Origin of the sequence: Nocardia mexicana NBRC 108244 (assembly GCF_001613165.1) — a bacterium.
GTDB lineage: Bacteria > Actinomycetota > Actinomycetes > Mycobacteriales > Mycobacteriaceae > Nocardia > Nocardia mexicana.
In genome coordinates, this window is sequence record NZ_BDBV01000027.1 from 14,367 (window position 1) to 34,825 (window position 20,459).

The 20,459-nt window shown below is 68.4% G+C and carries 21 protein-coding genes; 7 read left to right on the plus strand and 14 right to left on the minus strand.

Annotation, left to right across the window (positions count from 1 at the left end):
- The first annotated feature begins 11 nt into the window (after window positions 1-11).
- The gene (locus tag NM1_RS11175; RefSeq protein WP_068017785.1) at window positions 12-536 is read left to right on the plus strand and encodes a ribonuclease FAU-1 family protein; all 525 of its coding nucleotides are present in this window, start codon (window positions 12-14) and stop codon (window positions 534-536) included.
- A 22-nt stretch (window positions 537-558) separates the two neighbouring features.
- On the opposite strand, the gene coaE is transcribed toward NM1_RS11175, so the two are convergent.
- Entirely contained in the window at window positions 559-1,746 is a 1,188-nt protein-coding gene (gene coaE / locus NM1_RS11180; RefSeq protein ID WP_068017788.1) for a dephospho-CoA kinase, read from the minus strand.
- 313 nt (window positions 1,747-2,059) lie between these two features.
- Here coaE and NM1_RS11185 point away from each other — a divergent pair, with 313 nt between their 5' ends.
- Window positions 2,060-2,272, plus strand: a complete 213-nt coding sequence (locus NM1_RS11185) for a hypothetical protein (RefSeq protein ID WP_068017791.1) — start codon at window positions 2,060-2,062, stop codon at window positions 2,270-2,272.
- A gap of 114 nt (window positions 2,273-2,386) precedes the next feature.
- Here NM1_RS11185 and NM1_RS11190 read toward each other — a convergent pair whose 3' ends face one another.
- Window positions 2,387-3,916: a phospholipase C gene (locus NM1_RS11190; RefSeq protein ID WP_068017794.1), complete on the minus strand. Its 1,530-nt coding sequence runs from the start codon at window positions 3,914-3,916 to the stop codon at window positions 2,387-2,389.
- Window positions 3,917-4,131: 215 nt separating this feature from the next.
- On the minus strand, window positions 4,132-5,604 hold the full coding sequence (gene rpsA, locus NM1_RS11195) for a 30S ribosomal protein S1 (protein ID WP_068017797.1): 1,473 nt from the start codon (window positions 5,602-5,604) through the stop codon (window positions 4,132-4,134).
- 268 nt (window positions 5,605-5,872) lie between these two features.
- Between rpsA and NM1_RS11200 the strand changes: the two genes are divergently transcribed.
- Window positions 5,873-6,802 (plus strand): class I SAM-dependent methyltransferase, encoded by a 930-nt coding sequence (locus NM1_RS11200; RefSeq protein WP_084519444.1) that lies wholly within the window; start codon window positions 5,873-5,875, stop codon window positions 6,800-6,802.
- Window positions 6,803-6,972: 170 nt separating this feature from the next.
- On the opposite strand, the gene NM1_RS43325 is transcribed toward NM1_RS11200, so the two are convergent.
- The 4 genes from NM1_RS43325 to NM1_RS11215 all read right to left on the minus strand — a co-directional run bounded on the left by NM1_RS43325 (window position 6,973) and on the right by NM1_RS11215 (window position 11,679).
- On the minus strand, window positions 6,973-8,961 hold the full coding sequence (locus tag NM1_RS43325; RefSeq protein WP_068017800.1) for a hypothetical protein: 1,989 nt from the start codon (window positions 8,959-8,961) through the stop codon (window positions 6,973-6,975).
- Between the two features lie 109 nt (window positions 8,962-9,070).
- Window positions 9,071-9,238, minus strand: coding sequence for a type II toxin-antitoxin system antitoxin (locus NM1_RS43010; RefSeq protein WP_169814245.1), 168 nt, complete (start codon window positions 9,236-9,238; stop codon window positions 9,071-9,073).
- Entirely contained in the window at window positions 9,238-10,182 is a 945-nt protein-coding gene (locus tag NM1_RS11210) for an SPFH domain-containing protein (RefSeq protein WP_068017803.1), read from the minus strand. The genes NM1_RS43010 and NM1_RS11210 overlap by 1 nt, the downstream gene beginning before the upstream one ends.
- Before the next feature lie 135 nt (window positions 10,183-10,317).
- Window positions 10,318-11,679: an FAD-binding oxidoreductase gene (locus NM1_RS11215; protein ID WP_068017806.1), complete on the minus strand. Its 1,362-nt coding sequence runs from the start codon at window positions 11,677-11,679 to the stop codon at window positions 10,318-10,320.
- A 71-nt stretch (window positions 11,680-11,750) separates the two neighbouring features.
- Between NM1_RS11215 and NM1_RS11220 the strand changes: the two genes are divergently transcribed.
- Window positions 11,751-12,677 carry a LysR family transcriptional regulator gene (locus NM1_RS11220; RefSeq protein ID WP_068017809.1) on the plus strand — a complete coding sequence of 309 codons (927 nt, stop codon included), beginning with the start codon at window positions 11,751-11,753 and terminating at the stop codon, window positions 12,675-12,677.
- A 131-nt stretch (window positions 12,678-12,808) separates the two neighbouring features.
- Here NM1_RS11220 and NM1_RS11225 read toward each other — a convergent pair whose 3' ends face one another.
- The 5 genes from NM1_RS11225 to NM1_RS11245 form a co-directional block, all read right to left on the minus strand.
- Complete coding sequence (locus tag NM1_RS11225) at window positions 12,809-13,282, minus strand: DUF4383 domain-containing protein (protein ID WP_068017812.1); 474 nt, start codon at window positions 13,280-13,282, stop codon at window positions 12,809-12,811.
- A gap of 340 nt (window positions 13,283-13,622) precedes the next feature.
- A complete protein-coding gene (locus NM1_RS11230; RefSeq protein WP_068018174.1) occupies window positions 13,623-14,375 on the minus strand; it encodes an amino acid ABC transporter ATP-binding protein in 753 nt (250 codons plus the stop codon).
- 38 nt (window positions 14,376-14,413) lie between these two features.
- On the minus strand, window positions 14,414-15,334 hold the full coding sequence (locus NM1_RS11235) for an amino acid ABC transporter permease (protein WP_373864034.1): 921 nt from the start codon (window positions 15,332-15,334) through the stop codon (window positions 14,414-14,416).
- A gap of 5 nt (window positions 15,335-15,339) precedes the next feature.
- Window positions 15,340-16,275: an ABC transporter substrate-binding protein gene (locus NM1_RS11240; protein WP_084519421.1), complete on the minus strand. Its 936-nt coding sequence runs from the start codon at window positions 16,273-16,275 to the stop codon at window positions 15,340-15,342.
- Between the two features lie 121 nt (window positions 16,276-16,396).
- Complete coding sequence (locus NM1_RS11245; protein ID WP_246011353.1) at window positions 16,397-17,491, minus strand: isocitrate/isopropylmalate dehydrogenase family protein; 1,095 nt, start codon at window positions 17,489-17,491, stop codon at window positions 16,397-16,399.
- Between the two features lie 97 nt (window positions 17,492-17,588).
- Here NM1_RS11245 and NM1_RS11250 point away from each other — a divergent pair, with 97 nt between their 5' ends.
- Both NM1_RS11250 and trxA read left to right on the plus strand, forming a co-directional pair.
- Window positions 17,589-18,104 carry a 2'-5' RNA ligase family protein gene (locus NM1_RS11250; RefSeq protein WP_068017821.1) on the plus strand — a complete coding sequence of 172 codons (516 nt, stop codon included), beginning with the start codon at window positions 17,589-17,591 and terminating at the stop codon, window positions 18,102-18,104.
- 46 nt (window positions 18,105-18,150) lie between these two features.
- The gene (gene trxA, locus NM1_RS11255) at window positions 18,151-18,528 is read left to right on the plus strand and encodes a thioredoxin (protein WP_068017824.1); all 378 of its coding nucleotides are present in this window, start codon (window positions 18,151-18,153) and stop codon (window positions 18,526-18,528) included.
- Window positions 18,529-18,707: 179 nt separating this feature from the next.
- Here trxA and NM1_RS11260 read toward each other — a convergent pair whose 3' ends face one another.
- Window positions 18,708-19,142 carry a 2-isopropylmalate synthase gene (locus NM1_RS11260; protein ID WP_068017827.1) on the minus strand — a complete coding sequence of 145 codons (435 nt, stop codon included), beginning with the start codon at window positions 19,140-19,142 and terminating at the stop codon, window positions 18,708-18,710.
- Between the two features lie 507 nt (window positions 19,143-19,649).
- Here NM1_RS11260 and NM1_RS11265 point away from each other — a divergent pair.
- A complete protein-coding gene (locus NM1_RS11265; RefSeq protein WP_147288992.1) occupies window positions 19,650-20,015 on the plus strand; it encodes a four-helix bundle copper-binding protein in 366 nt (121 codons plus the stop codon).
- Window positions 20,016-20,171: 156 nt separating this feature from the next.
- Here NM1_RS11265 and NM1_RS44620 read toward each other — a convergent pair whose 3' ends face one another.
- Window positions 20,172-20,387 (minus strand): three-helix bundle dimerization domain-containing protein, encoded by a 216-nt coding sequence (locus NM1_RS44620; protein WP_373864035.1) that lies wholly within the window; start codon window positions 20,385-20,387, stop codon window positions 20,172-20,174.
- Window positions 20,388-20,459: the final 72 nt, after the last annotated feature.

A 20,459-nucleotide genomic window follows, 5' to 3' on the forward strand; every position in this document is an offset into this window, starting at 1 on the left:
GATTTCGATACATGACCCAGGTGCATGCGGTGGATCTGCATCGGCCCAAGGTCGAGTACTTCGATCTGGCCGAACTGACCAATACCGACCCGAAGGGGTTCGTCCGGCCGGTCGAGCGATATCACGTCGAGCCCTGGGGCTTGTATATGGCGCGCACCGCCGACCATCGCGAATTCCACTACCTGGAGTCCTGGCTGCTGCCGAGCCTGTCGATCCGCGCCACCGTATTCCACTACAACGCCGCCCACCACCGCGACCAGGACTTCTACCTCGATATCGGCGAATTCGGCGCCGTCACGCCCGATCGGTGGAAGTCCGTCGACCACTACCTCGACATCGTGGTGCGCACCGGCCGCGACGCCGAACTGCTCGATATCGATGAGCTGCTCGCCGCCCACAACGCGGGCTATCTCGACCTTCCCGACAGCCAGCGCGCCATCGCCGCCGCTACCACCGCGATCGACGGGATCGCCAGCCACGGGCACGATTTCGAGCACTGGCTGGGCTCATTGGGGCTGAAGCTGAGCTGGCTGTGACCGCCGAGCGGGCCGCGAAGGGCTAGGGCCGCTCCCGGCTCGCGAGCACGCGCGGATAGACCTCGTCGAACCAGGGCGTCTTCACATCGAGGTACGCCTGGACCGCGGACTCGCCGGTCAATCCCGCCGCCGCCGTCTCGGCCTTCTGCTTGACGGCCAGGTACTCCTCTCGGGCGGCCGGGTCGGCCCGCAGCCAGTCCCGGAAGGCCAAGGCCCACTGCTGATTCGGCCATCCGTCGACCCGCACGTGCACGTTCGCCGCCCGGCCCGGGTCGGCGTTGACATGAATTCGCTTGCCCCACACCGCCGGATCGGTGCCGGGCTTGGGGTCGTCGGTCGTGTACTCCTCGATGCGCGGAAATCCCGCCGCCTCCAACGACTCTCGCAGACCGTCGGCGGCCGCGAGGTCCGCGACGGTGACCTGGATGTCCAGGACGTCCTTGGCGGGCAGCCCCGGCACCGCCGTCGATCCGATGTGATCGATGCGCCGCGCCTCGGCCCCGCACACGACGGCGAGGCGGGCGATGAGCCGCTGCGCCTGTTCCGCCCAGGTCGGATCCGGACCGACCAGCTGCACCTCGCCGCGTGGCGCCCGGATGCGGTCGCGCAGGTTGCGCTCGAACGGCACCAGCCGATGCTCCCACAGCGCATCCACCTGCAGCTCGAGCCCGGCTGTGTCACCGGCGTTGTCCAGCAGCACGTCGGCCGCGGCGCGGCGCTGGTCGTCGGTGGCCTGCGCCTTGATCCGGGCCAGCGCGTCCTCCCGGGAGATGTCGCGGAATTGCTCGAGCCGATGGACGCGGGTCTCGACGTCGGCCACGACCACGACCACGAGATTCATCATCGCGCCGAGCCCGTTCTCCACCAGCAGCGGAATGTCCTGCACGACAACCGCATCCGCGGGTGCGGCGGCGAACAGCTCCGAGGTGCGGCGGCCCACCAGCGGGTGCACGATGCCGTTGAGGGTGGTGCGCGCCTCGTCGTCGGCGAACGCGCGGGCCGCCAGCGCGGGCCGGTCCAGGCTGCCGTCGGCGGCGAGGATGCCGGATCCGAACGCCTCGACCAGTGCCGCCAGCCCCTCGGTGCCGGGCGCCACCACCTCGCGGGCGATCACGTCGCTGTCGATCAGCACGGCGCCCCGCTCGACCAACAGCCGCGCCGCCGTCGACTTACCCGCTCCCATGCCTCCGGTGAGACCGATACGCAACATTCGACCAGTTTCGCATCCCGGTCCGGACGGGGCTCCAGTCGGTCGGGCTCGACCGGGACGAGCGGTCGAGAAGGCTCAGCTCCGCTGATTACCCACGGCGCCCGCATTTCTCACACCGGTGTCGGCAATTTACTCATTCCGTGATGGCGGCGATATCAATTCGCAACTTTTTCCGGCCGATCCAGACCTGGGGTCGGCAACTTTCCGACACGCCGGGACAAAAGTCGCGCAAAATACGCTGCCCCACACTTTTGTTCCGCTAATGTTTCGCCGCAGGCGATCCAGGCCGCATCAAGCAAGCAAAGGAACACCATTGGGCACCAGAAACATCCAGACGGGTCGCCACCGGCTGGGCACGCCAGGCACGACGCACTGCATCAAGATCCCCGAAGTAGCAAGCGCACTGGCCGAGTTTCGCCGCCCGTGGCTCACCGCCCTGATCAGTCCCGCCCGCCACAGCCTGGCCGCCATCCGCAAGCGCACGGCGGATGCCGCGGCGCAGTGGGTGCCCGCCACCGCGAGTTAGCGCCCGCACACCCGACATACCACCGATTCCCGGCGCGCTTTCGGCCGGGATCCACCTTTGCGCACCACACCTTCGCCGATGGATTCCGGCCGAAAGCATGCCGGAATTACGGGCCTAGACGAGGCCGCTCGGGCGGCGCCGCGCCCCCGGGTCCTGCATCGGCATGTTGTTCGGCGGCACCGGATACGGCGCGCCCTGCCCCGCCGTGCCCAGCGCAATATTGGGCCCGCATTGCGCGAGTGCGGCATCGACACGAGACCTCGGATCGGTGATGCGCGGCGGCACCGCATCGGGTCCCGCGGCGAAATCGAACGCCGTTGTCATATCGCCGGTGACACCGCGCCGCCAGGCCGTCAGATTCGGCACCTCGACGCCGAAACGGCGCTCCAGCAAACGCAATTGCGAGGTGTGGTCGAAGGTGTCCGAACAGACCAGGCCGCCCCGCGAATACGGCGAGACGACCCAGCACGGCACCCGATAACCCAGCCCGATGGGGCCGGTGATGCCCTTGGCGGCGGGCAGCCGGTTCAGGTCGACGGTGAGGAACTCCCCCGGCGTGCCCGGCGGCGGGGTGGGCGGGGTGACGTGGTCGAAGAAGCCGCCGTTCTCGTCGTACATGACGATCAGCGCGGTCTTCTCCCACACCGCCGGATTCGAGGTCAGGATGTCGAGCACCTGCATGATGCCGACCGCACCCAGCGCCGGGGGCAGCGCGGGATGCTCGCAGTTGACCAGCGGCGGAATCACCCACGACACCGAGGGCAGGCTGTTCGCGGCCACATCGGCGGCGAAGTCGTTCGGATAGACCGGCGCCTTACCGCGTTGCGCCAGTTCGGAATTCGGGTCTGCGGCCTGCTTGAAACACCCCATCATGCCGTCGAGGATCACCGAGGAGATGGGGCCGACATCGCGATTGTTGTAGATCTTCCAGCTCACCCCGGCCTCGGACAGGTTCTCCGGGTAGGTGCGCCAGCTGTAGGCGTTCTGCGGGATCAGCGGCGGCGTCTCGATCAGCGGGCCACCGGCCGCGCCGTCCGGATCGATGGTGGCCGAGACCCAGTACAGCCGGTTCGGATCGGTGGGGCCCAGCACCGAGCAGTGGTAGGCGTCGCAGAGGGTGAACGCATCCGCCAGCTCGTGGTGCACCGGGATGTCCTCGCGGGTGTAGTAACCCATTGCGGCAGCGGCATTTCCGGCGCCCACGCTCGCGATCGACATGGGCATCCAGCCGTCGTTGCGGCCGTCGTTCCACGCCTCGTGCATGCCCGCCCAGCCGTGGTCGGGGTCGTTGACGCATTCGCCGTCGAGCGTCGCGCCCCGGGTGGTGTCGAGGCGGAACGGCAGCTGGTAACCGTCGGCGGTCGGCCCGACGCCGGGCGCGTAACCGTACTGCTGCCAGGCGGGCGACGGATCACCGAATCCGCGCACCCCCGACATGGTCCCGAAGTAGTGGTCGAAGGACCTGTTCTCCTGCATCAGCAGCACGAAATGCTCGATATCCCCCAGCCCGCCCATCCCGGCCGGGTCGGCGGCATGCGCCCGCTCGATGATCGGGCTCGCCCACGAAGCCAGCGCCCCCACACCTCCGGCGGCCATCGCCTTCGCCAGGAACTCGCGCCGATTGATGCCGTCGAAGAGACCCATGCTGTGTCGACCTTCCCGCCGAGCCCGGACTGTTACAAAGTCTGAAAAACGATAGTTTCAATAACCTTGCCGAAGGATAGCCGATCCCGAGCAACGAACCGGTGGCGCACAGGTGAACCCGAAACCCCAAGACGCGCAGCGGCTCACGATAGAAGAGGGCCCCGGCCATAGCGACCGGGGCCCTGCCTCTATCTTCTGTCTAACACAGCACCAGCTCAGGCGTTGCCGGACAGCTTCTCACGCAGCGCGGCGAGCTGCGCGTCGCTGGCCAGCGAACCGCCGGTCGACTCCGGCTGCGAAGCCGACTCGGACCGGCCGCCGCCGCTCTCGGAGGAGTAGTTCGACGAGCCGCCGCCGTTCGCGGCCTCGGCCGCGGCGTCGGCCGCCATCTTCTCCATCTGCGCGGTGTGCATCTTGTGGCGACGCTCCGCCTCGGCGTAGCGGCCCTCCCACTCCTCGCGCTGCTTCTCGAAGCCCTCGAGCCACTCGTTGGTGTCGGGGTCGAAGCCCTCGGGGAAGATGTAGTTGCCCTGCTCGTCGTAGCTGTCGGCCATGCCGTACTTCGACGGGTCGAACTCGGCGTGGTAGTCCTCGTTCGCCTGCTTCAGCGACAGCGAGATCCGGCGACGCTCCAGGTCGATGTCGATGACCTTGACCATCGCGTCGTCGCCGACGGAGACGACCTGGTCCGGCACCTCGACGTGGCGCTCGGCCAGCTCGGAGATGTGCACCAGGCCCTCGATGCCCTCCTCGACGCGCACGAACGCACCGAACGGAACCAGCTTGGTGACCTTGCCGGGCACGATCTGGCCGATGGCATGGGTGCGGGCGAACTGACGCCACGGGTCTTCCTGAGTCGCCTTGAGCGACAGCGAAACCCGCTCGCGGTCCAGGTCGACGTCGAGCACCTCGACGGTGACCTCCATGCCGACCTCGACAACCTCGGACGGGTGGTCGATGTGCTTCCAGGACAGCTCGGAGACGTGCACCAGGCCGTCGACACCGCCGAGATCGACGAACGCGCCGAAGTTGACGATGGAGGACACGACGCCCTTGCGGACCTGGCCCTTCTGCAGCTGATGCAGGAACTCCGAACGCACCTCGGACTGGGTCTGCTCGAGCCAGGCGCGGCGGGACAGGACCACGTTGTTGCGGTTCTTGTCCAGCTCGATGATCTTGGCCTCGATCTCCTTGCCGACGTACGGCTGCAGATCGCGGACGCGGCGCATCTCGACGAGCGAGGCGGGAAGGAAGCCGCGCAGGCCGATGTCGAGGATCAGACCACCCTTCACGACCTCGATGACGGTGCCCTTGACGGCCTCGTCCTTCTCCTTGAGCTCTTCGATGGTGCCCCAGGCCCGCTCGTACTGCGCCCGCTTCTTCGACAGGATCAGCCGACCCTCTTTGTCCTCCTTGGTGAGGACCAGGGCTTCGACCTCATCGCCCACGGAAACGACCTCGGCAGGGTCGACATCGTGTTTGATGGACAGTTCGCGGGAAGGAATGACGCCTTCGGTCTTGTAACCGATGTCGAGCAGAACCTCGTCGCGGTCGACCTTGACGATGGTGCCTTCGACGATATCGCCGTCGTTGAAGTACTTGATCGTCTTGTCGATGGCGGCGAGGAAGTCCTCGGCGGAGCCGATGTCGTTGACGGCTACCTGCGGCGAGGTCACGGTGGTGGGCATATGTTGGGTTGCTCCGGACGGATTGTGGTCGGTAGTGGACATGTGGACTTTCGGTTTTGCTGTGAATCCACAGCGATGGAACTAGCGTTGGTCGTGCACAGCACATCGCTGCGACACAGCACAACGCTGTACTCATAGCATGCGGAACTCACAGCGCGCGCGGCCTCAATACGCAAGTACCGAAGACACTCGCGGGAAACAGCGTACGCGACGTGAGTTGCGGCAAGCAAACAAGGGTCCCCCCTCGTCAGATGGCTACTCTTACATGATGCCCGAAGATCATCCCGACGTGCGCGTCGACTCCGACCCGGCGGCCGCGGGCACACCGGTGGCGACCCGTGATCCCGCCGGTGAGGAACGCCACGCACAGGCGAACACCCTGCTCGGCACCGCGGCCGTGGCACGGACCGAGATCGACTCGGCCGACAGCGAGCGGGCGAATCGACGCTGGTGGGATGCCGACGCCGCGCAATATCACGACACCCACGCCGATTTCCTCGGCGTGGACTCCCCGACCGGAGAATTCGTGTGGTGCCCGGAGGGTATGCACGAGGGCGATTGGCATTTGCTCGGCGATATCTCCGATAAGCGGGTGCTGGAAATCGGCTGCGGCTCGGCGCCGTGCTCGCGCTGGCTTTCGGCAAATGGCGCGCACCCGGTCGGGCTGGATGTCTCCGGTGCGATGTTGCGGCGCGGACTCGCGGCGATGGAACGCGGCGGGCCGCGGGTTCCGCTCGTGCAGGCGGGCGCCGAGGCGCTGCCGTTCGCCGACGGCTCGTTCGATCTGGCCTGCTCGGCGTTCGGGGCCGTCCCGTTCGTCGCCGATTCCGCGCTGGTGATGCGCGAGGTGGCCCGGGTGCTGCGGCCGGGCGGGCGCTGGGTGTTCTCGGTGAACCACCCGATGCGCTGGATCTTCCCCGACGACCCCGGGCCGAAGGGTCTGCGCGCCAGCCTCTCGTATTTCGATCGCGCCCCGTATGTGGAGGTCGACGGCGACGGCGTGCCGACCTACGCCGAGCATCACCGCACCCTCGGCGATCGGGTCCGCGAGATCGTGGGCGCGGGCCTGGTCCTGCTGGACGTCATCGAACCGGACTGGCCGGAGTGGCTCGACCGGGAGTGGGGCCAGTGGAGCCCGCTGCGCGGCGAAATCTTCCCCGGCACGGCAATTTTCGTCACCGAGAAGCCGGACCCCTAGGGCTGTCACCCCGGCACGCCAGACCCGTCACCCCGGCACGCCAGACCCGTCACCCCGGCACGCCAGACCCGTCACCCCGGCACGCCAGACCCGTCACCCCGGCACGCTTTTGGCCGGGGTCGAGACGCAACCCGCGCACTTTCGCGACCCGCGGCCCTGCAGGAGCTGCGTCAATGTTTCGGGATCGGCCGCGTCTCCGCCCCGGCGGCGGTCTCGGCGTCCACCGGTACCGATCCGTCGGACAGCGAGCGGCCGGCGCGTCCCCGCCCGGACGGTATCGCCGTAGTCTCCGCCGCCTCGGACGGCACACGTGGAATGGCCGCCGAATTCGGTCCGTCCGGCTCGGACGGCACCCGCGGGATCGCCGCCGACTGCGGATCGTCCGGCTCGGACGGCTGTTCGGCATCGGCTGGCAAGCGGGGGCTGCTCCCGTCGGTCGCCTCGGCCGGTGCCCGCGACTCGGACGACAGGCGCCCGGCAAGTCCCCGGATCGGTCCGGTGGGTATGGCCGCGGTCTTCGCGGCACTCGCGCGTTCGGCGGCGTCCCCGGAGGTCGAACCGGCCGAAAATGCCGTCGTCTCGGCGGGGTCGGACGGGAATCGGGCACCGCTCTCCGAGGCGGCAGGAATCGCCGTGGTCTCGGCGGGATCCGACGGGAATCGAGCACCGCCGTCCGAGGCGGCAGGAATCGCCGTGGTCTCGGCGGGATCCGACAGGAATCGAGCACCGCCGTCCGAGGCGGAACCAGCAGCGATCGCCGTGGTCTCGGCAGGGTCCGCCGAGCTGTCGCTTCCCGGCGCGGGTTCGGGCCGTGCGGCGGATTCCAGGTCTTCCGAGGAGAACCGCGAGCGGATCGCGGACCCGGAACCTGCGGGAATCGCCGTCGTCTCCGGCGCCTCACCGGATAGCCACGAGCTGTCCTCCGACACCGGCGCCGAACCAGAAGGCATAGCCGTCGTCTGCGGCGCGTCCTCCGGTAACCACGGTCCACGCTCCGACACCGAGCCTGCGGACATCGCCGACGCCTCCGGGTCCTCGGACGGCGGCCGGGTTCCGGCGTCCGGCGCCGACTCCGCGGTCAGGAACCGTGAACCGATCTCCGACGCGGAACCCGGGATCGCGGTCGTCTGCGGCGCATCACCGGATAGCCAGGATTCGTCATCCTGCGACGAACCCGCCGACCTGCCCGACTCACCGGCCGGTACGCGCGGCGCACTCCCCAGCGCCATCGCGGTGGGGATCGGCGCGGTTTCGGTGGAGTCCATCGGGGACTGCGAGGTGCCCGGCCGGGAATTGTTCTCCGCGGTCGCCTTCGCGAGCAATGCCGATCGCCGGTCGACGCGATTGGGCGTCGCGCCGATCGGCGAACCCGCATACTGCCGGGCCGCCGCGGGGAGCCGGGGCATGCTGCCCGGCGCCGGACGGTCGGCGTCGGACGTCTCCCGGTCGCCGGTGAGCGCCGCGCCGCCGGACATGGGCGAGGGGTCGACCGCATCGGCCGTCTGCGGTGTCGCGGCCGCCGAGATGCCCACGCTGGGTGCGGGTGCCGTCTCCGCCGGATCATCGGCGGTCTCCGGCCCGGTGAAGGGCGGCAGCGCAGCGAATCGCGGGTCGACCTGCGCGGTGCGGCTGATGTGCGAGATCCAGCGGCGGGCGCGGCTGAGCGGGTGCTCGGGGAACTGCGGATCCCACTGCGCGTCGTCGGCCACGTTGTAGGGCAGCTTGCCCTTCACCTCGGGCGCGTAGGGATGCGCGCGAAACATGTTCTGGAAGCCCACCTTCGGCACGATGGCCGCCTCCCGCACCCCGGACCGCCCGGTCTCGCGGCACATGATCTTCAGGATCGCGCTGCAGGTGGCCTTCGGGAGCACGATCCCGGCCGTGAAGCCCAGCCCGGGCCGATCCGGCAGCGGGAACTTCTCCAGCCGCAGCAGCGCGGGCTGGCCCGCAACGGTGAGAACATGCGCCTCGATCAGGCAGCCGAACTCGGACTGCAGTTCGGTGAGCCGGCGGCGTAACGCGTCGATGTCCTCGAGGGGCACCGGAAGGTCGGGAACGGCATCGACGTAGGCGAGCGTGACCAGATCGCCGGTGGCAGGGTTTCCCCAGGTGCTTGGATCGAGCTGCTGCAGTCCGCCGGTTTCGAACGCGATAGGCACGCGACCACGTTACCGATTCGACGCATAGACGCACGTCCTTGTGCATTTTGTGCCCAATACGTGACTTGTTGGTGATCAATTCCAGACGAAACGGGTATTCGGTCTGTTTTCAACCCCGGGACTTCGGGGAGCGGCCGGACTGCTCCAGCGCCAGCCGCAGGGCGTATTCGATCTGCGCGTTGACGCTGCGGAGGTCGTCGGCCGCCCACTTGGCGATCGCCTCGTGGACGGCCGGGTCGAGCCGCAGCAGCACCCGCTTCGGCTCCCGCTTCGCCATCAGGCGTAGAGGGTTCCGGTGTTCACCACGGGCTGCGCCGATCGGTCGCCGCACAGCACCACCAGCAGGTTCGACACCATGGCCGCGCGGCGCTCCTCGTCGAGCTCGACCATGCCCTCGGCGGTGAGGCGGTCCAGCGCCATCCCGACCATGCCGACCGCACCCTCGACGATCCGGCTGCGCGCGGCGACCACCTGCGCGGCCTGCTGCCGGACCAGCATCGCCTGCGCGATTTCCGGCGCGTACGCGAGATGGGTGATGCGCGCTTCCAGGACCTCGATGCCCGCGAGCAGCGTGCGTTCCCGCAGTTCGGCGGTCAGCTCCTCGGCGACCTCCGTCCCGTTGCGCAGGCTGGTGCGCTCCGGCGCGGCGGCGGGAGCGTCGGAGCCGGAGTCCGCGGCCTGCGTAATCGCCGACGGCGCATCGGGCGCGGCGTCGTAGGGGTGCACGGTGGCCAGGTGCCGGACCGCGGCCTCGGACTGGGTCTGTACGTACTCCTCGTAGTCGTCGACCGCGAAGGCGGATTTGAAGCTGTCCACCACCCGGTACACGACCACGGCCGCGATCTGGACCGGATTGCCGTCGGAATCGTTGACCTTCAGCGTCTGCGTCTCGAAGTTGCGTACCCGCAACGAGATTCGGCGCTTGGCGGTCAGCGGGACCACCCAGAAGAAGCCCGCCTCGCTCACCGAACCGATGTAGCGGCCGAAGAACTGCAGCACCTTGGCCTCGTTGGGGCTGACCGTGGTCAGCCCGGTCAGCAGCAGCACCGCGGCGGCCGCGATCACGTATCCGGCGACCGCGCCCACCCCGGCCCCGGCGCTGCCGCCCTCCGAGGCGGCGCTGGTCGCGGCGACGGCGCCGATCAGCGCGCCGCCGCCGATGACGAGCAGCACCAGCAACATGAGGAACCCGTTCACCCGGAACGCCGGACGAAGCTCCATGACATCCTCCCAATATCGAAGTGATATCACGAAGATAGCATGGAGCGAGGCTGTGCTGTCAGGGCTGTGTTGTCAGGCCGCGGGGCGGCGTTGTCAGGCCGCGGGGCTGTGCTGTCAGACCGCGGGGCCGCGCTGTCAGACCGCGGGTCGAATATTGCGGTTGAAGCGGAACAGGTTGGCGGGGTCGTGTTCGGCCTTGAGCGCTGCCAGCCGGTCGTAGGTCTCCGGCCGGTACCCGCCTCGCGTCTGGTCCTCCCCGGCCCACCCGCCCGCTCCGTACAGGAAGTTGAGGCTGTGGCCGATCGTCCACGGGGACAACGCCTTACCGATCAGGTCGTGACGATCGCGGACAGCGGTGCCGTCGCCCTCGGGCATGGTGATGAACCGGGCGATGTACTCGGCCTCCCGGTGGTCCACCGCCGCACCGGCCGGGCCGGGACGGCGCAGGGCTCCACCGAGATGGCGGAACCCGGCGACCACCGGCACCGGCGAGTCCGGACCGGTGGTGTCCAGGAACGCCCGCGCGGTATCCGCCGTCAGCTCGGCCAGCAGCACGTTGGTGGCGGCGTAGGCGTGCGGGAAGTCCGGATCCCGGTAGATGCCATGGGTTTCCGAGTACCGCATGGCCCGCAGGTCGTCGTTCAGGCGGGGGCCGATCGCCCGCAGCGGGGCCACCAGCCGCTCCCCCTCGTCCGCCGAGCCGGTGTACGCGATGTTGATCGTGGCGATGTACCGCCCGCGCAGCGGCTCCGGGATCACCGGGATGTCGGGCATCGTCATGATCGTGATCGCCGACGTCATCTCCTCGGGCAGCGCACCGGTCCACTGCCGCCACGCCTCCAGTGCCGGTTCCACCAGCGGCGTGTCGAAGGTCAGCTGGCCGCCGTAGACGGTGGTCACGGGGACCAGGTCGATCTCCAAGGCGGTGACCACGCCGAAGTTGCCGCCGCTGCCGAGCACGGCGCCGAACAGCGGATCGCCGGGTGTCAGGCGGCGCAGCCGGCCGCTGGCGGTGACCAGCTCGATCGCGCGGACGTGGTCGGCGGCGTAGCCGAAGGTCCGGGCCAGGATGCCCAGGCCGCCGCCCAGGTGGTAGCCGACGACACCGACCGACAGGGACGAGCCGTTGAGCGGGGCGAGCCCGTGCGCCACGGCCGCCTCGATCAGTCCCTCCGCCTGCACCCCGGCGGCCACCCGCGCGGTGCGGGCCTCGGGGTCGACCGATACCTCGGTCATGCGGCGGGTATTGATCAGGACGCCGCCCTCGGCGGCCACCGAGCGTCCGTGGCCGGTGGCCTGGACCGCCAGCGGAAGACCTTGGCGCGCAGCGTATTCCACCGCCGCGCGGACATCCTCGGCGTGGGCGGCGCCGACGACCAGGGCGGGCCGGTGGGTGTCGGCGGTCTGGAAGCCGGTGGTCTCGGTGTCGTAGCCGGTATCGCCCGGGCGGAAAACCGGGCCGGCGAAGGTGGGGAGGTCGGAGTTCGCAGTGCTCATGACTCCTACTGTTCCGCTCTGGAAGTGAGAAGTAAAACAGATAGTTCTTCTAGTCGCTAGAATCTGTAGTTATGGAGCTTCGCCAGCTGCGCTACTTCGTCACCGTGGTCGAGGAGGCCAACTTCACCCGGGCCGCGGCCCGGCTGCACCTGGCGCAGCCCGGGTTGTCGGCCCAGATCAGGCAGTTGGAACGGGAACTGGGGCAGCAGCTGCTGGACCGGACCGGTCGCACCGTCACCCCGACCGCCGCCGGTGCCGCGGTCCTGCCGTACGCCCGGACGGCACTGGCGGCGGCCGAGCAGATCCGGCACACCGCCGACGAGTTCACCGGGCTGCTGCGCGGCCACATCCGGCTCGGCACCATATCCGGCGCCGCCACGGGGGAATTCGATGTCGCGTCCGTGCTCGCGGACTTCCACGACGATCACCCGCAGGTCGAAATCACCCTCACCGAAACCAATTCCGATCTCATGCTGGGCGATCTGGAGCGCGGCACGCTCGACATCGCGCTCGTCGGACTCACCGGCGCCGCCCTCGACCCGCGCATCGGGATCGATATCGTCCTCGACACCCGGATTGTCGCCGCCGTGGCCGACAACGACCCGGATCCGCGTCGGCGCCTTGCTCTGGACGAACTGCGCAACCGGCCGCTGATCTGCCTGACCCGCGGCACCGGCGTCCGAGGTCAGTTCGAACGCGCCTGCGCCGCAGCCGGTTTCGAGCCGAATATCGCCTTCGAGGCGGCCGCTCCCCCGCTGCTGCTACAACTGGCGGCCCGTGGCCTCGGCACGGCCGTCGTCCCCGCCCTCACCCCCGAGGAGACGGCCGCCTTCGGCGTCCGCACGCTCCCGATCGTCGACCCCGAACTCCGCGGCCAGCTCGCCCTCGCCTGGCGCACCGACCGCCTCACCGCCCCGGCCGCGAAAGTCCTTCTGGGCCAACTCCGTATCGCCCTGCGAACAAAGGAGACTGTGTCAACCCGCGGTGTACGCCCCTAGGCACCGCGCCGAGACTCCACGGCATCGCACCGCCGCACCCCGCATTCTTCCCCGTACAGCGCGAGCCGCGGGCGCACTGGGCAAGCCACGGGAACGCACCATGCCGATTCGGCTATCGACGAGTTCCTCGATCAGCCTGCGGCGGTGGGCAATCCGAGAGTGGTGCGCAGGTCGCCATCCCTGAAGGCCTGGATTGCCACCAATGCCAGCAGCACGACGCCGGTGACTATGTGCTCGACGGCGTCCAGGCGGTGGTTCGGGAAGCTGAACATCAGGACCTGATGCGAGAACAGGGCCCAGACGCCAACCACGAATCCGCCGCCCACCGCGGCGAGCACGCAGTACCAGGCCGACCACGACTTCCGCAGGGCCGCAACGAGAGCCGGGGTGAACAGCAGCAGCCCCGCCACGGCGTGCCAGCCGTTGTAGTCCATGCCGAGCACCGGCGTCGTGGGCGCGTGGTGCCCGACGGCGAAGCTGGGCTCGGCAATCCAGCCCGCGACCGCCCACACGATATGCACCACACCGACGACGAATACGGCCCACTGCAGAAAACTCCACTGCCCCACCAAGTTTCGCGCCCCACCCACCACCTGCACACCCATGACGCCCTCCCATCCGCCCGGCCGAGATTTCTACTACAAAGCGTAGTTTAACTTTCCGGGGAACGGAAGCCCCCCACCCGCAGCGCCCAGTCGTCCCGACACGCGGCCGTCGTCTCCGCAACACAGGTGCCCGCACCACCAAACTTCCCGCACCCCCGGCCTGCTCGCGCACCCCCTGCATTCGCGTACAAGGGGTGCGTGAACACGTACCGGGTGCGGCGAGAGCTGGTACGCCACACGGCGGTTCGCGCTTCCTTCGATGCGCACAATTCTCGCCGCACCCCGAATTGACTCCCGCACCCCGTGCAGCGCGTGCGGGGGCGCGGCGAGGCTGGGAGCGCTACAGGATTCTGGAAAGGAATGCCTTGGTGCGGTCCTGTTCCGGGTTGGCCAGCATCTCGCGGGGGTTGCCCGCCTCCACGACCACGCCCGCGTCCATGAACACCAGCTGGTCGGCGACCTCGCGGGCGAAGCCCATCTCGTGGGTCACCACCACCATGGTCATGCCGGAGGCCGCCAGCTCGCGCATGACGCCCAGCACCTCGCCGACCAGTTCCGGATCCAGGGCCGAGGTCGGCTCGTCGAACAGCATCAGCTTGGGATCCATCGCCAGTGCCCGGGCGATGGCGACCCGCTGCTGCTGCCCGCCGGACAGCTGCGCCGGATACGCGTCGGACTTCTCGGCCAGCCCGACCCGGTCCAGCAGTTCCTTGGCCCGCGCCACGGCGTCGGCCTTGCGCAGCTTCTTGACCTGGGTCGGCGCCTCGATAATGTTCTCCAGCGCCGTGCGGTGCGGGAACAGATTGAAATGCTGGAACACCATGCCGATGTCGCGCCGCTGCCGGGCCGCCTCGCGCGGATGCAGCTCGTAGAGCTTGCCGCCCTTCTCCTGATAGCCGACCAGATCGCCGTCGACATACAGCCGGCCGGCGTTGACCTGCTCCAGATGGTTGATGCAGCGCAGGAATGTCGACTTGCCCGAGCCGGACGGACCGATCAGGCACATCACCTCGCCGCGCTCGACCTCCAGCGAGACACCCTTGAGGACCTGCAGCGCACCGAAGCTCTTGCACACCTGCTCGGAGCGGATCATCGGGACGGCGTCGTTCGCGGGAGTGCTTGCGGCCGCGGTCATTTGCCCACCTCCGACATCTGGGCGTTGGCCAGCGCCTGCAGTTGTTTCGCGGTCAGCTGCCGGGTGGCGCCTCGGGAGAAATACCGCTCCAGATAGTGCTGGCCCACCATGAGCACACTGGTGACCAGCAGATACCACGTGGCGGCGACCAGTAGCAGCGGAATCGGTTGCAGGTTCACGGCATAGATGTCGCGGGCCCGGCCGTACACGTCGGTCGTCAGCGGAATGGCCGTCACCAGCGAGGTGGTCTTCAGCATGCTGATCAGCTCGTTGCCGGTCGGCGGGATGATCACCCGCATCGCCTGGGGCAGCACCGTGCGGCGCATCGTCTGACCCCACGACATGCCGAGTGCGGTGGAGGCCTCGCGCTGGCCCTCGCCGACGGAATTGATTCCGGCGCGGACGATTTCGGCCATGTACGCGGCCTCGTTGAGGCCCAGGCCGATCATCGCGAACAGGAACGGCGTCCGCCAGTCCTGGATATTCCAGTGCAGCAGCTGCGGACCGAACGGAACCCCGAGATCGATGATCTTGTACAGCGAGGGGAACAGACCCCAGAACACCAGCTGCACATAGACGGGCGTGCCGCGGAAGATCCACAGATACACCCACGCCACCGAGCGCAGCACCGGATTCGGCGACAGGCGCATCACCGCCAGCAGCATGCCCAGCACCACGCCGATGGCCATCGCGAGGACGGTCAGCTCCAGCGTGATCAGGACGCCGGACTCGATCCGCGAATCGAACAGGTACTTCCAGTAGATGTCCCACCGGTAGGCGGGGTTGGTGGCGGCGCCGTAGACGAACAGGGCCAGCAACGCGACGATGATCGCCGCGGCGATCCACCGGCCCGGATGCCGCAGCGGCACCGCCTTGATCGGCGTGGGCTCGGTGGGCGCCGAGTCGTTCTCAGTCACGGCCGTCAGCCCACCGCGCCGTTGATCGTGGCCTTGGTGATCGCACCCTCCTGGACGCCCCAGTTCTCGGCGATCTGCCGGTACTCACCCGAGTCGATCAGGTGCTGCACGGCCTCCTGCAGCACGGGGGCCAGCGGCGCGCCCTTGGGCACCGGCCAGCCGTAGGGCTGGGACTCGAACAGCGGCCCGGCCGACTCGATCTTGTCCTGGTTCTGCTTGATCGCGTACGCGGTCACGGGGGAATCGGCCGACATGGCATCGACCTGCCCGAGTACCAGCGCCGTCGTCGCCGCGCTCTGCTCGTCGAAGGCCACGGCCTCGATCTTGGGCTTACCGGCCGCCTCGCACGCCTTGCTCTTGTTCGGCACGTCCTCGGTTTCCTCGATGGTGGTGCGCTGCACCGCCACTCGCTTACCGCAGGCGTTGTTCGGGTCGATGGGCTTGCCCTTCTGCTGTGCCCACTGGATGCCCGCGTTGTAGTAGTCGACGAAATCGACCGTCTGCTCGCGCTCCTTGGTATCGGTCATCGACGACATACCCGTGTCGTAGGTACCGGCCTGGATCGCGGGAATGATCTTCTCGAAGTCCGACTCCTGATATTCGGCCCGGACACCGAGCACCTGCGCCACCGCATTCATCAGGTCGACGTCGTAACCGACGATCTGGCCGGAGGCGTCCTTGTACTCGTTGGGCTGATACGGGATGTTCACCCCGACCACCAGCTTGCCGGACTGCTTCACCTTGTCGGGCAGCTTCGCGGCGATCGCGTCGACCTTGGCGACCTGAATCTTCTCCGCCGTAGGCGCATTGTCCTCGGTGTTCTTGGTACAGCCGGTCAACGCCAGCGCACCGCCGGCGAGTAAACAGACGGCCCGCAGGGCGACCCCGCGGGCACCGATTCGAACAGACACAGCAGCCCTCCATGTTTGGGTGGGCGACATGTAGAGGTCGCCCGCCGTTCGAAATTTAGGCGATTCGGACCGACTGTGTCGGTCGGTTACCGAAGGTTAATCCGCACCGGATATGGCGGAGGCCCTTACACGCCGAGTTCGAAACCCTATATCACCACCGATGCAGCCGGGCCCGCACCTGTTCGGTGAATTCGGCGGTCGAGGCCAGCCCGCCCAGATCCGCGGTGGCGATGCCCGCGGCGAAGGTGGCCGCCACGGCCCGCTCGATATGGTCGGCCGCCAGCGACAGCCCGCGGTCGGCGCGGCGAGAACCCAACCACCGCAACAACATTGCCGCCGACAGCTGCAGTGCCGCCGGATTGGCGCGATTGTGACCGGCCAGGGCGGGCGCCGCGCCGTGCACCGCCTGCGCCATCGCCTGGGTGGCCGAGCAGTTCAGCGAGGCGGCCAGGCCGAGCGATCCGCTCAGTTCTCCGGCCAGATCCGAGAGGATGTCGCCGAACAGGTTCTCCGTCACCAGCACGTCGTAGTCGCCGGGCGCGCGCACCAGATGCGCGGCCGCGGCGTCGACGTGCTCGTCGTCGGCCACCACACCCGGGTACTCGGCGGCGACCTCGTAGCAGACGTCCCGGAACAGGCCCATCGTCATCGGCAGCACGTTCGCCTTGTGCACGATGGTCAGGCGGTGCCGCCGGGAAGCAGCGAGGCGGCAGGCCTCGTGCGCGATGCGCTCGCAGGCGGCCCGGGTCACCACGCCGACCGACAGCGCCACGTCCGCGCTCGGTGCGAACTCGCCGGATCCGGCGAACATATTGCGGTCCGCGTAGAGGCCCTCGCTGTTCTCGCGCACGATCACCAGGTCCATGTCGGCCGCCGCGCGCACGCCTGCGAATGCGCGCGCCGGGCGGATATTGGCGAACAGACCGAACCGCTTGCGAATCGCGCCGCCGGGAGGTGCGCCGATGCGATGCTCGGGGGCGTAGGAGGCGTTGTCGTGCGGGCCCAGAATCCACGCGTCGAGCCGCTCCAACGCCTGCAGCGTCGACTCGGGCAGCGGCTCGCCGAACTGCTCGATCGCCTTGTGCCCCATGGGTAACGGCATCCAGTCGACCTCGGGCGCGGAGACGGCGGCCAGCGCCTCGTCGACCACCTCGCGCGTCGCACGCACGACCTCGGGACCGATCCCGTCCCCCTCGATCAGCCCGAGCCGCAGTAATCCTCGTTCGTTGCCGCTGAGTTCGGTCACGCCACCATCCTCGACTGTGTAGTTTGCTCGATAGTGGCCGGGGGCGCACAGGCTGACTCACCGCGCCCGGCAGCAGCCAAGTAACTTGGCTCAGATCATGGTTCAGTCCGTCGAACTGCTGCTGGACGACGCCGCCGAGGCGGAGGTTCGTCGGCAGTGGCGGCTGCTGGCGGAGGTCGGCGTGCACAGTCCCGCCGCCGATCGGCGGCCGCACATCACGGTCGGGGTGGCCCGGGAGATCTGGCCGCGCCTGGACAGGGCCCTCGCCGCCGAGGAGTTCCACCCGCTTCCGGTGCGGCTCGGCGGGCTTGTGATCTTCGGCGCACGCAGCCCGGTCCTGGTGCGGCTGGTGGTGCCCACGGCGGAACTGCTGGATCTGCAGCGCCGACTGTTCTCGGTGATCGCGCAGTGCCCCGGGATCCCGGCGAATGTGCGGCCGGACGCATGGACCCCGCACGTCACCCTGGCCCGGCGAGTGAAGCCCCAGCAATTCGCGGAGGCCGTCCCCGCGGTGGCCGGTGATCGTGATTTCCCCGCTACGGTGGTGGGTATCCGTCGGTGGGACGGCGATCATCGGCGTGAATGGCCGGTCGCACGCGGAAGCGGAAGATAACCGACGTGCCCGGCGTTGCACCGGGCACCACAGACGAGAGGATCCCATGGCCACGCAGACCCTGACCACGCAGAACTTCGACGAGGTCGTCACCGGAAACGACGTGGTGCTCGTCGACTTCTGGGCCGACTGGTGCGGCCCGTGCAAACAGTTCGCGCCGACGTACGAGAAGTCCGCGGAGAGCCACCCCGATGTCGTCCACGGCAAGGTCGACACCGAGGCCGAGCAGAGCCTGGCCGCGGCGGCGAACATCCGCTCCATCCCGACCATCATGGCGTTCCGGGAAGGTGTGCTCGTATTCGCGCAGCCGGGTGCGCTGCCGGCGAGCGCCCTCGAGGACCTGGTCACCCAGGTGAAGGCCCTCGACATGGACGAGGTCCGCAAGCAGATCGCCGAGCAGCAGGCCCAGCAGGAGCAGGGCTAGGCTGCGCCGGTAAGCCGCTTCGCGCGTCAAGGCCATCACCGTCGGTGCCGCGAGATCTGCGTCTCGCGGCATCGGCGTGCCACGGCACCGATAGCCACGGGGCACCCGGAGTCGACGAAACCGGTTGCCGGGCCATGGCTTCCGGCCGACGATCGTTGCGTCAGCCGCTCATTGACATGTCAGCCGCCCAGCTTGTTGACCCCGGCGATCATCGCGCGGGCGGCGGATTCCGCGCCGTCGTCGGCGACGGCGGCACCCCAGCCCCGGCGGCCGTTGAATTCGCACAGCACGAAGGTGGCCGTGCCGGATTCGGTGCGCCGCTGGTGGAACTTCAGGATCTCCACCGGGAAGCCCTCGTCGTAGAGGGCGGAGGTGAGCGCCGCGACGGGGCTGCCCGCCGAAACCACGGTCCGCAGGTGATCGGCGAACTCGAGAGTCGCGGTGTACTCGGCGCCGTGCCGGTGCCCGGCCCGGCTCCAGTCGCTGAGCTGCACCGGACCGGCATGTTCGCACAGGCGGTCGTAGAACTCGGCGGGACTCAGTCCCGTGCATTCGGTCCGCAGGCCCTTGGGCGCAGCGGTGATGAAGTCGTGTGTGTCGATTGTGATCGTCATTGAACTAGGTCTTCCCGAACCTTGTCGTGTCTGAGTGACAGTCGTGTCTGAAATGACAGAGGGGACCAGCGCAATAAATCTGTACGGCCGCAGCGAGGGGGCCGGTCCGAATCAGACCTCGCTACGGCGAGGTACTACGAGAAGTCGTGCGGCAGCCACCATCGCGGTCAGCGGAAGGCGCGCAGCGCGGTCGCGGTCGGCGACGTTCGGCGCGGCGCTGTGGCTTGCGGCGGGATTCGGCACGGCAACGACAATATGGACTTCCCCACGCGTTGGCAACCACATTCCCGCGGAACCCACGAGTAACTTCGTCACACTGTTTCATGAACGGCGCGCCAACGCTCGATGATTGAGCTGGCAACTGCGTCTCGCAACCGTCCAGGCAGCTCGCACCGCACCGCGACACGGCGGGCAAACAATGGGAAAACCGGTTCTCAGGGCACCGGATGTGCCAGGCTCGAGCCGTGTCAGCGACACCCCGCACCGGTGTGCACCGAGGAGGCACCGATGACCGACCCGACCATCCAGAACGCGATCAACCATCTGCTCGGCTGTCACCGCCGCTGTGAACATCAGATCCACGAATCCCTGAATCGCGGCGGCGAACACGCCACCGACCACCACATCCAGACCCTGCGCGACTGCTCGGACCTGTCCCGCGTCACCGGCGATCTGCTGGACCGCCGCTCCGAATGGGCTGCCCAACTGTGCGAGCTCACCACCCGCGTCTGCACCGACACCGCCGAACGCTGCGACCGCCTGGGCGAAACGGCGTGCGCGTCGGTGGCAAGGGCAGCCGCCGAGGCGTGCGGAGCACTCATCGAGACGCCGGCAACAGCCGACTTCAGCCCGGCGGCGGCTGAACGACGCTGACGGGCGGCACGGGGATAATGCGATCAAGCGCAGGATGGCCATCGGTAGGATCGGTGGGCCTCGACTCGACCTTCGGTCGATATGCCGGATTCGGCTGGAACGGGCCGGGTCGCTCATAGTCGTCGAGCAGCTCGACCCGGTGGTGGCGCCGCGGACCTACCGCCGACGTAGGAGTCTGGGTGGGATCCCGGACAGTTCTCTTTCTGCGCAGCGCTCCACGAGTAATGGGGCGAATTCCCTTACGGCCGAGCCGGAGAACCGTTCGTGGAGGTGTTCGACGGTTGCTGCGACGCTGATCGAGGACATCTCGGGGTGATTGGCGCAGAGTCGCTCGATGATGGCAGCGATCTGCGCGGGCCCGTCATTCTGCATGGCGATCCCTGTCTGGCTGGTTCGTGTGCGCTCGCGCCGGCCGACTGTCCGCGGCCCCGGTTCATCGGCGTC

Bases quoted from the DNA above. Each gene is read 5' to 3' on its own strand.
- NM1_RS11175 (WP_068017785.1), top strand. From the start codon at position 12: ATGACCCAGGTGCATGCGGTGGATCTGCATCGGCCCAAGGTCGAGTAC.
- coaE (WP_068017788.1), bottom strand. From the start codon at position 1,746: ATGTTGCGTATCGGTCTCACCGGAGGCATGGGAGCGGGTAAGTCGACG.
- NM1_RS11190 (WP_068017794.1), bottom strand. From the start codon at position 3,916: ATGGGTCTCTTCGACGGCATCAATCGGCGCGAGTTCCTGGCGAAGGCG.
- rpsA (WP_068017797.1), bottom strand. From the start codon at position 5,604: ATGCCCACCACCGTGACCTCGCCGCAGGTAGCCGTCAACGACATCGGC.
- NM1_RS11200 (WP_084519444.1), top strand. From the start codon at position 5,873: ATGCCCGAAGATCATCCCGACGTGCGCGTCGACTCCGACCCGGCGGCC.
- NM1_RS43010 (WP_169814245.1), bottom strand. From the start codon at position 9,238: ATGGCGAAGCGGGAGCCGAAGCGGGTGCTGCTGCGGCTCGACCCGGCC.
- NM1_RS11210 (WP_068017803.1), bottom strand. From the start codon at position 10,182: ATGGAGCTTCGTCCGGCGTTCCGGGTGAACGGGTTCCTCATGTTGCTG.
- NM1_RS11215 (WP_068017806.1), bottom strand. From the start codon at position 11,679: ATGAGCACTGCGAACTCCGACCTCCCCACCTTCGCCGGCCCGGTTTTC.
- NM1_RS11220 (WP_068017809.1), top strand. From the start codon at position 11,751: ATGGAGCTTCGCCAGCTGCGCTACTTCGTCACCGTGGTCGAGGAGGCC.
- NM1_RS11225 (WP_068017812.1), bottom strand. From the start codon at position 13,282: ATGGGTGTGCAGGTGGTGGGTGGGGCGCGAAACTTGGTGGGGCAGTGG.
- NM1_RS11230 (WP_068018174.1), bottom strand. From the start codon at position 14,375: ATGATCCGCTCCGAGCAGGTGTGCAAGAGCTTCGGTGCGCTGCAGGTC.
- NM1_RS11240 (WP_084519421.1), bottom strand. From the start codon at position 16,275: ATGTCGCCCACCCAAACATGGAGGGCTGCTGTGTCTGTTCGAATCGGT.
- NM1_RS11250 (WP_068017821.1), top strand. From the start codon at position 17,589: ATGGTTCAGTCCGTCGAACTGCTGCTGGACGACGCCGCCGAGGCGGAG.
- trxA (WP_068017824.1), top strand. From the start codon at position 18,151: ATGGCCACGCAGACCCTGACCACGCAGAACTTCGACGAGGTCGTCACC.
- NM1_RS11260 (WP_068017827.1), bottom strand. From the start codon at position 19,142: ATGACGATCACAATCGACACACACGACTTCATCACCGCTGCGCCCAAG.
- NM1_RS11265 (WP_147288992.1), top strand. From the start codon at position 19,650: ATGACCGACCCGACCATCCAGAACGCGATCAACCATCTGCTCGGCTGT.
- NM1_RS44620 (WP_373864035.1), bottom strand. From the start codon at position 20,387: ATGCAGAATGACGGGCCCGCGCAGATCGCTGCCATCATCGAGCGACTC.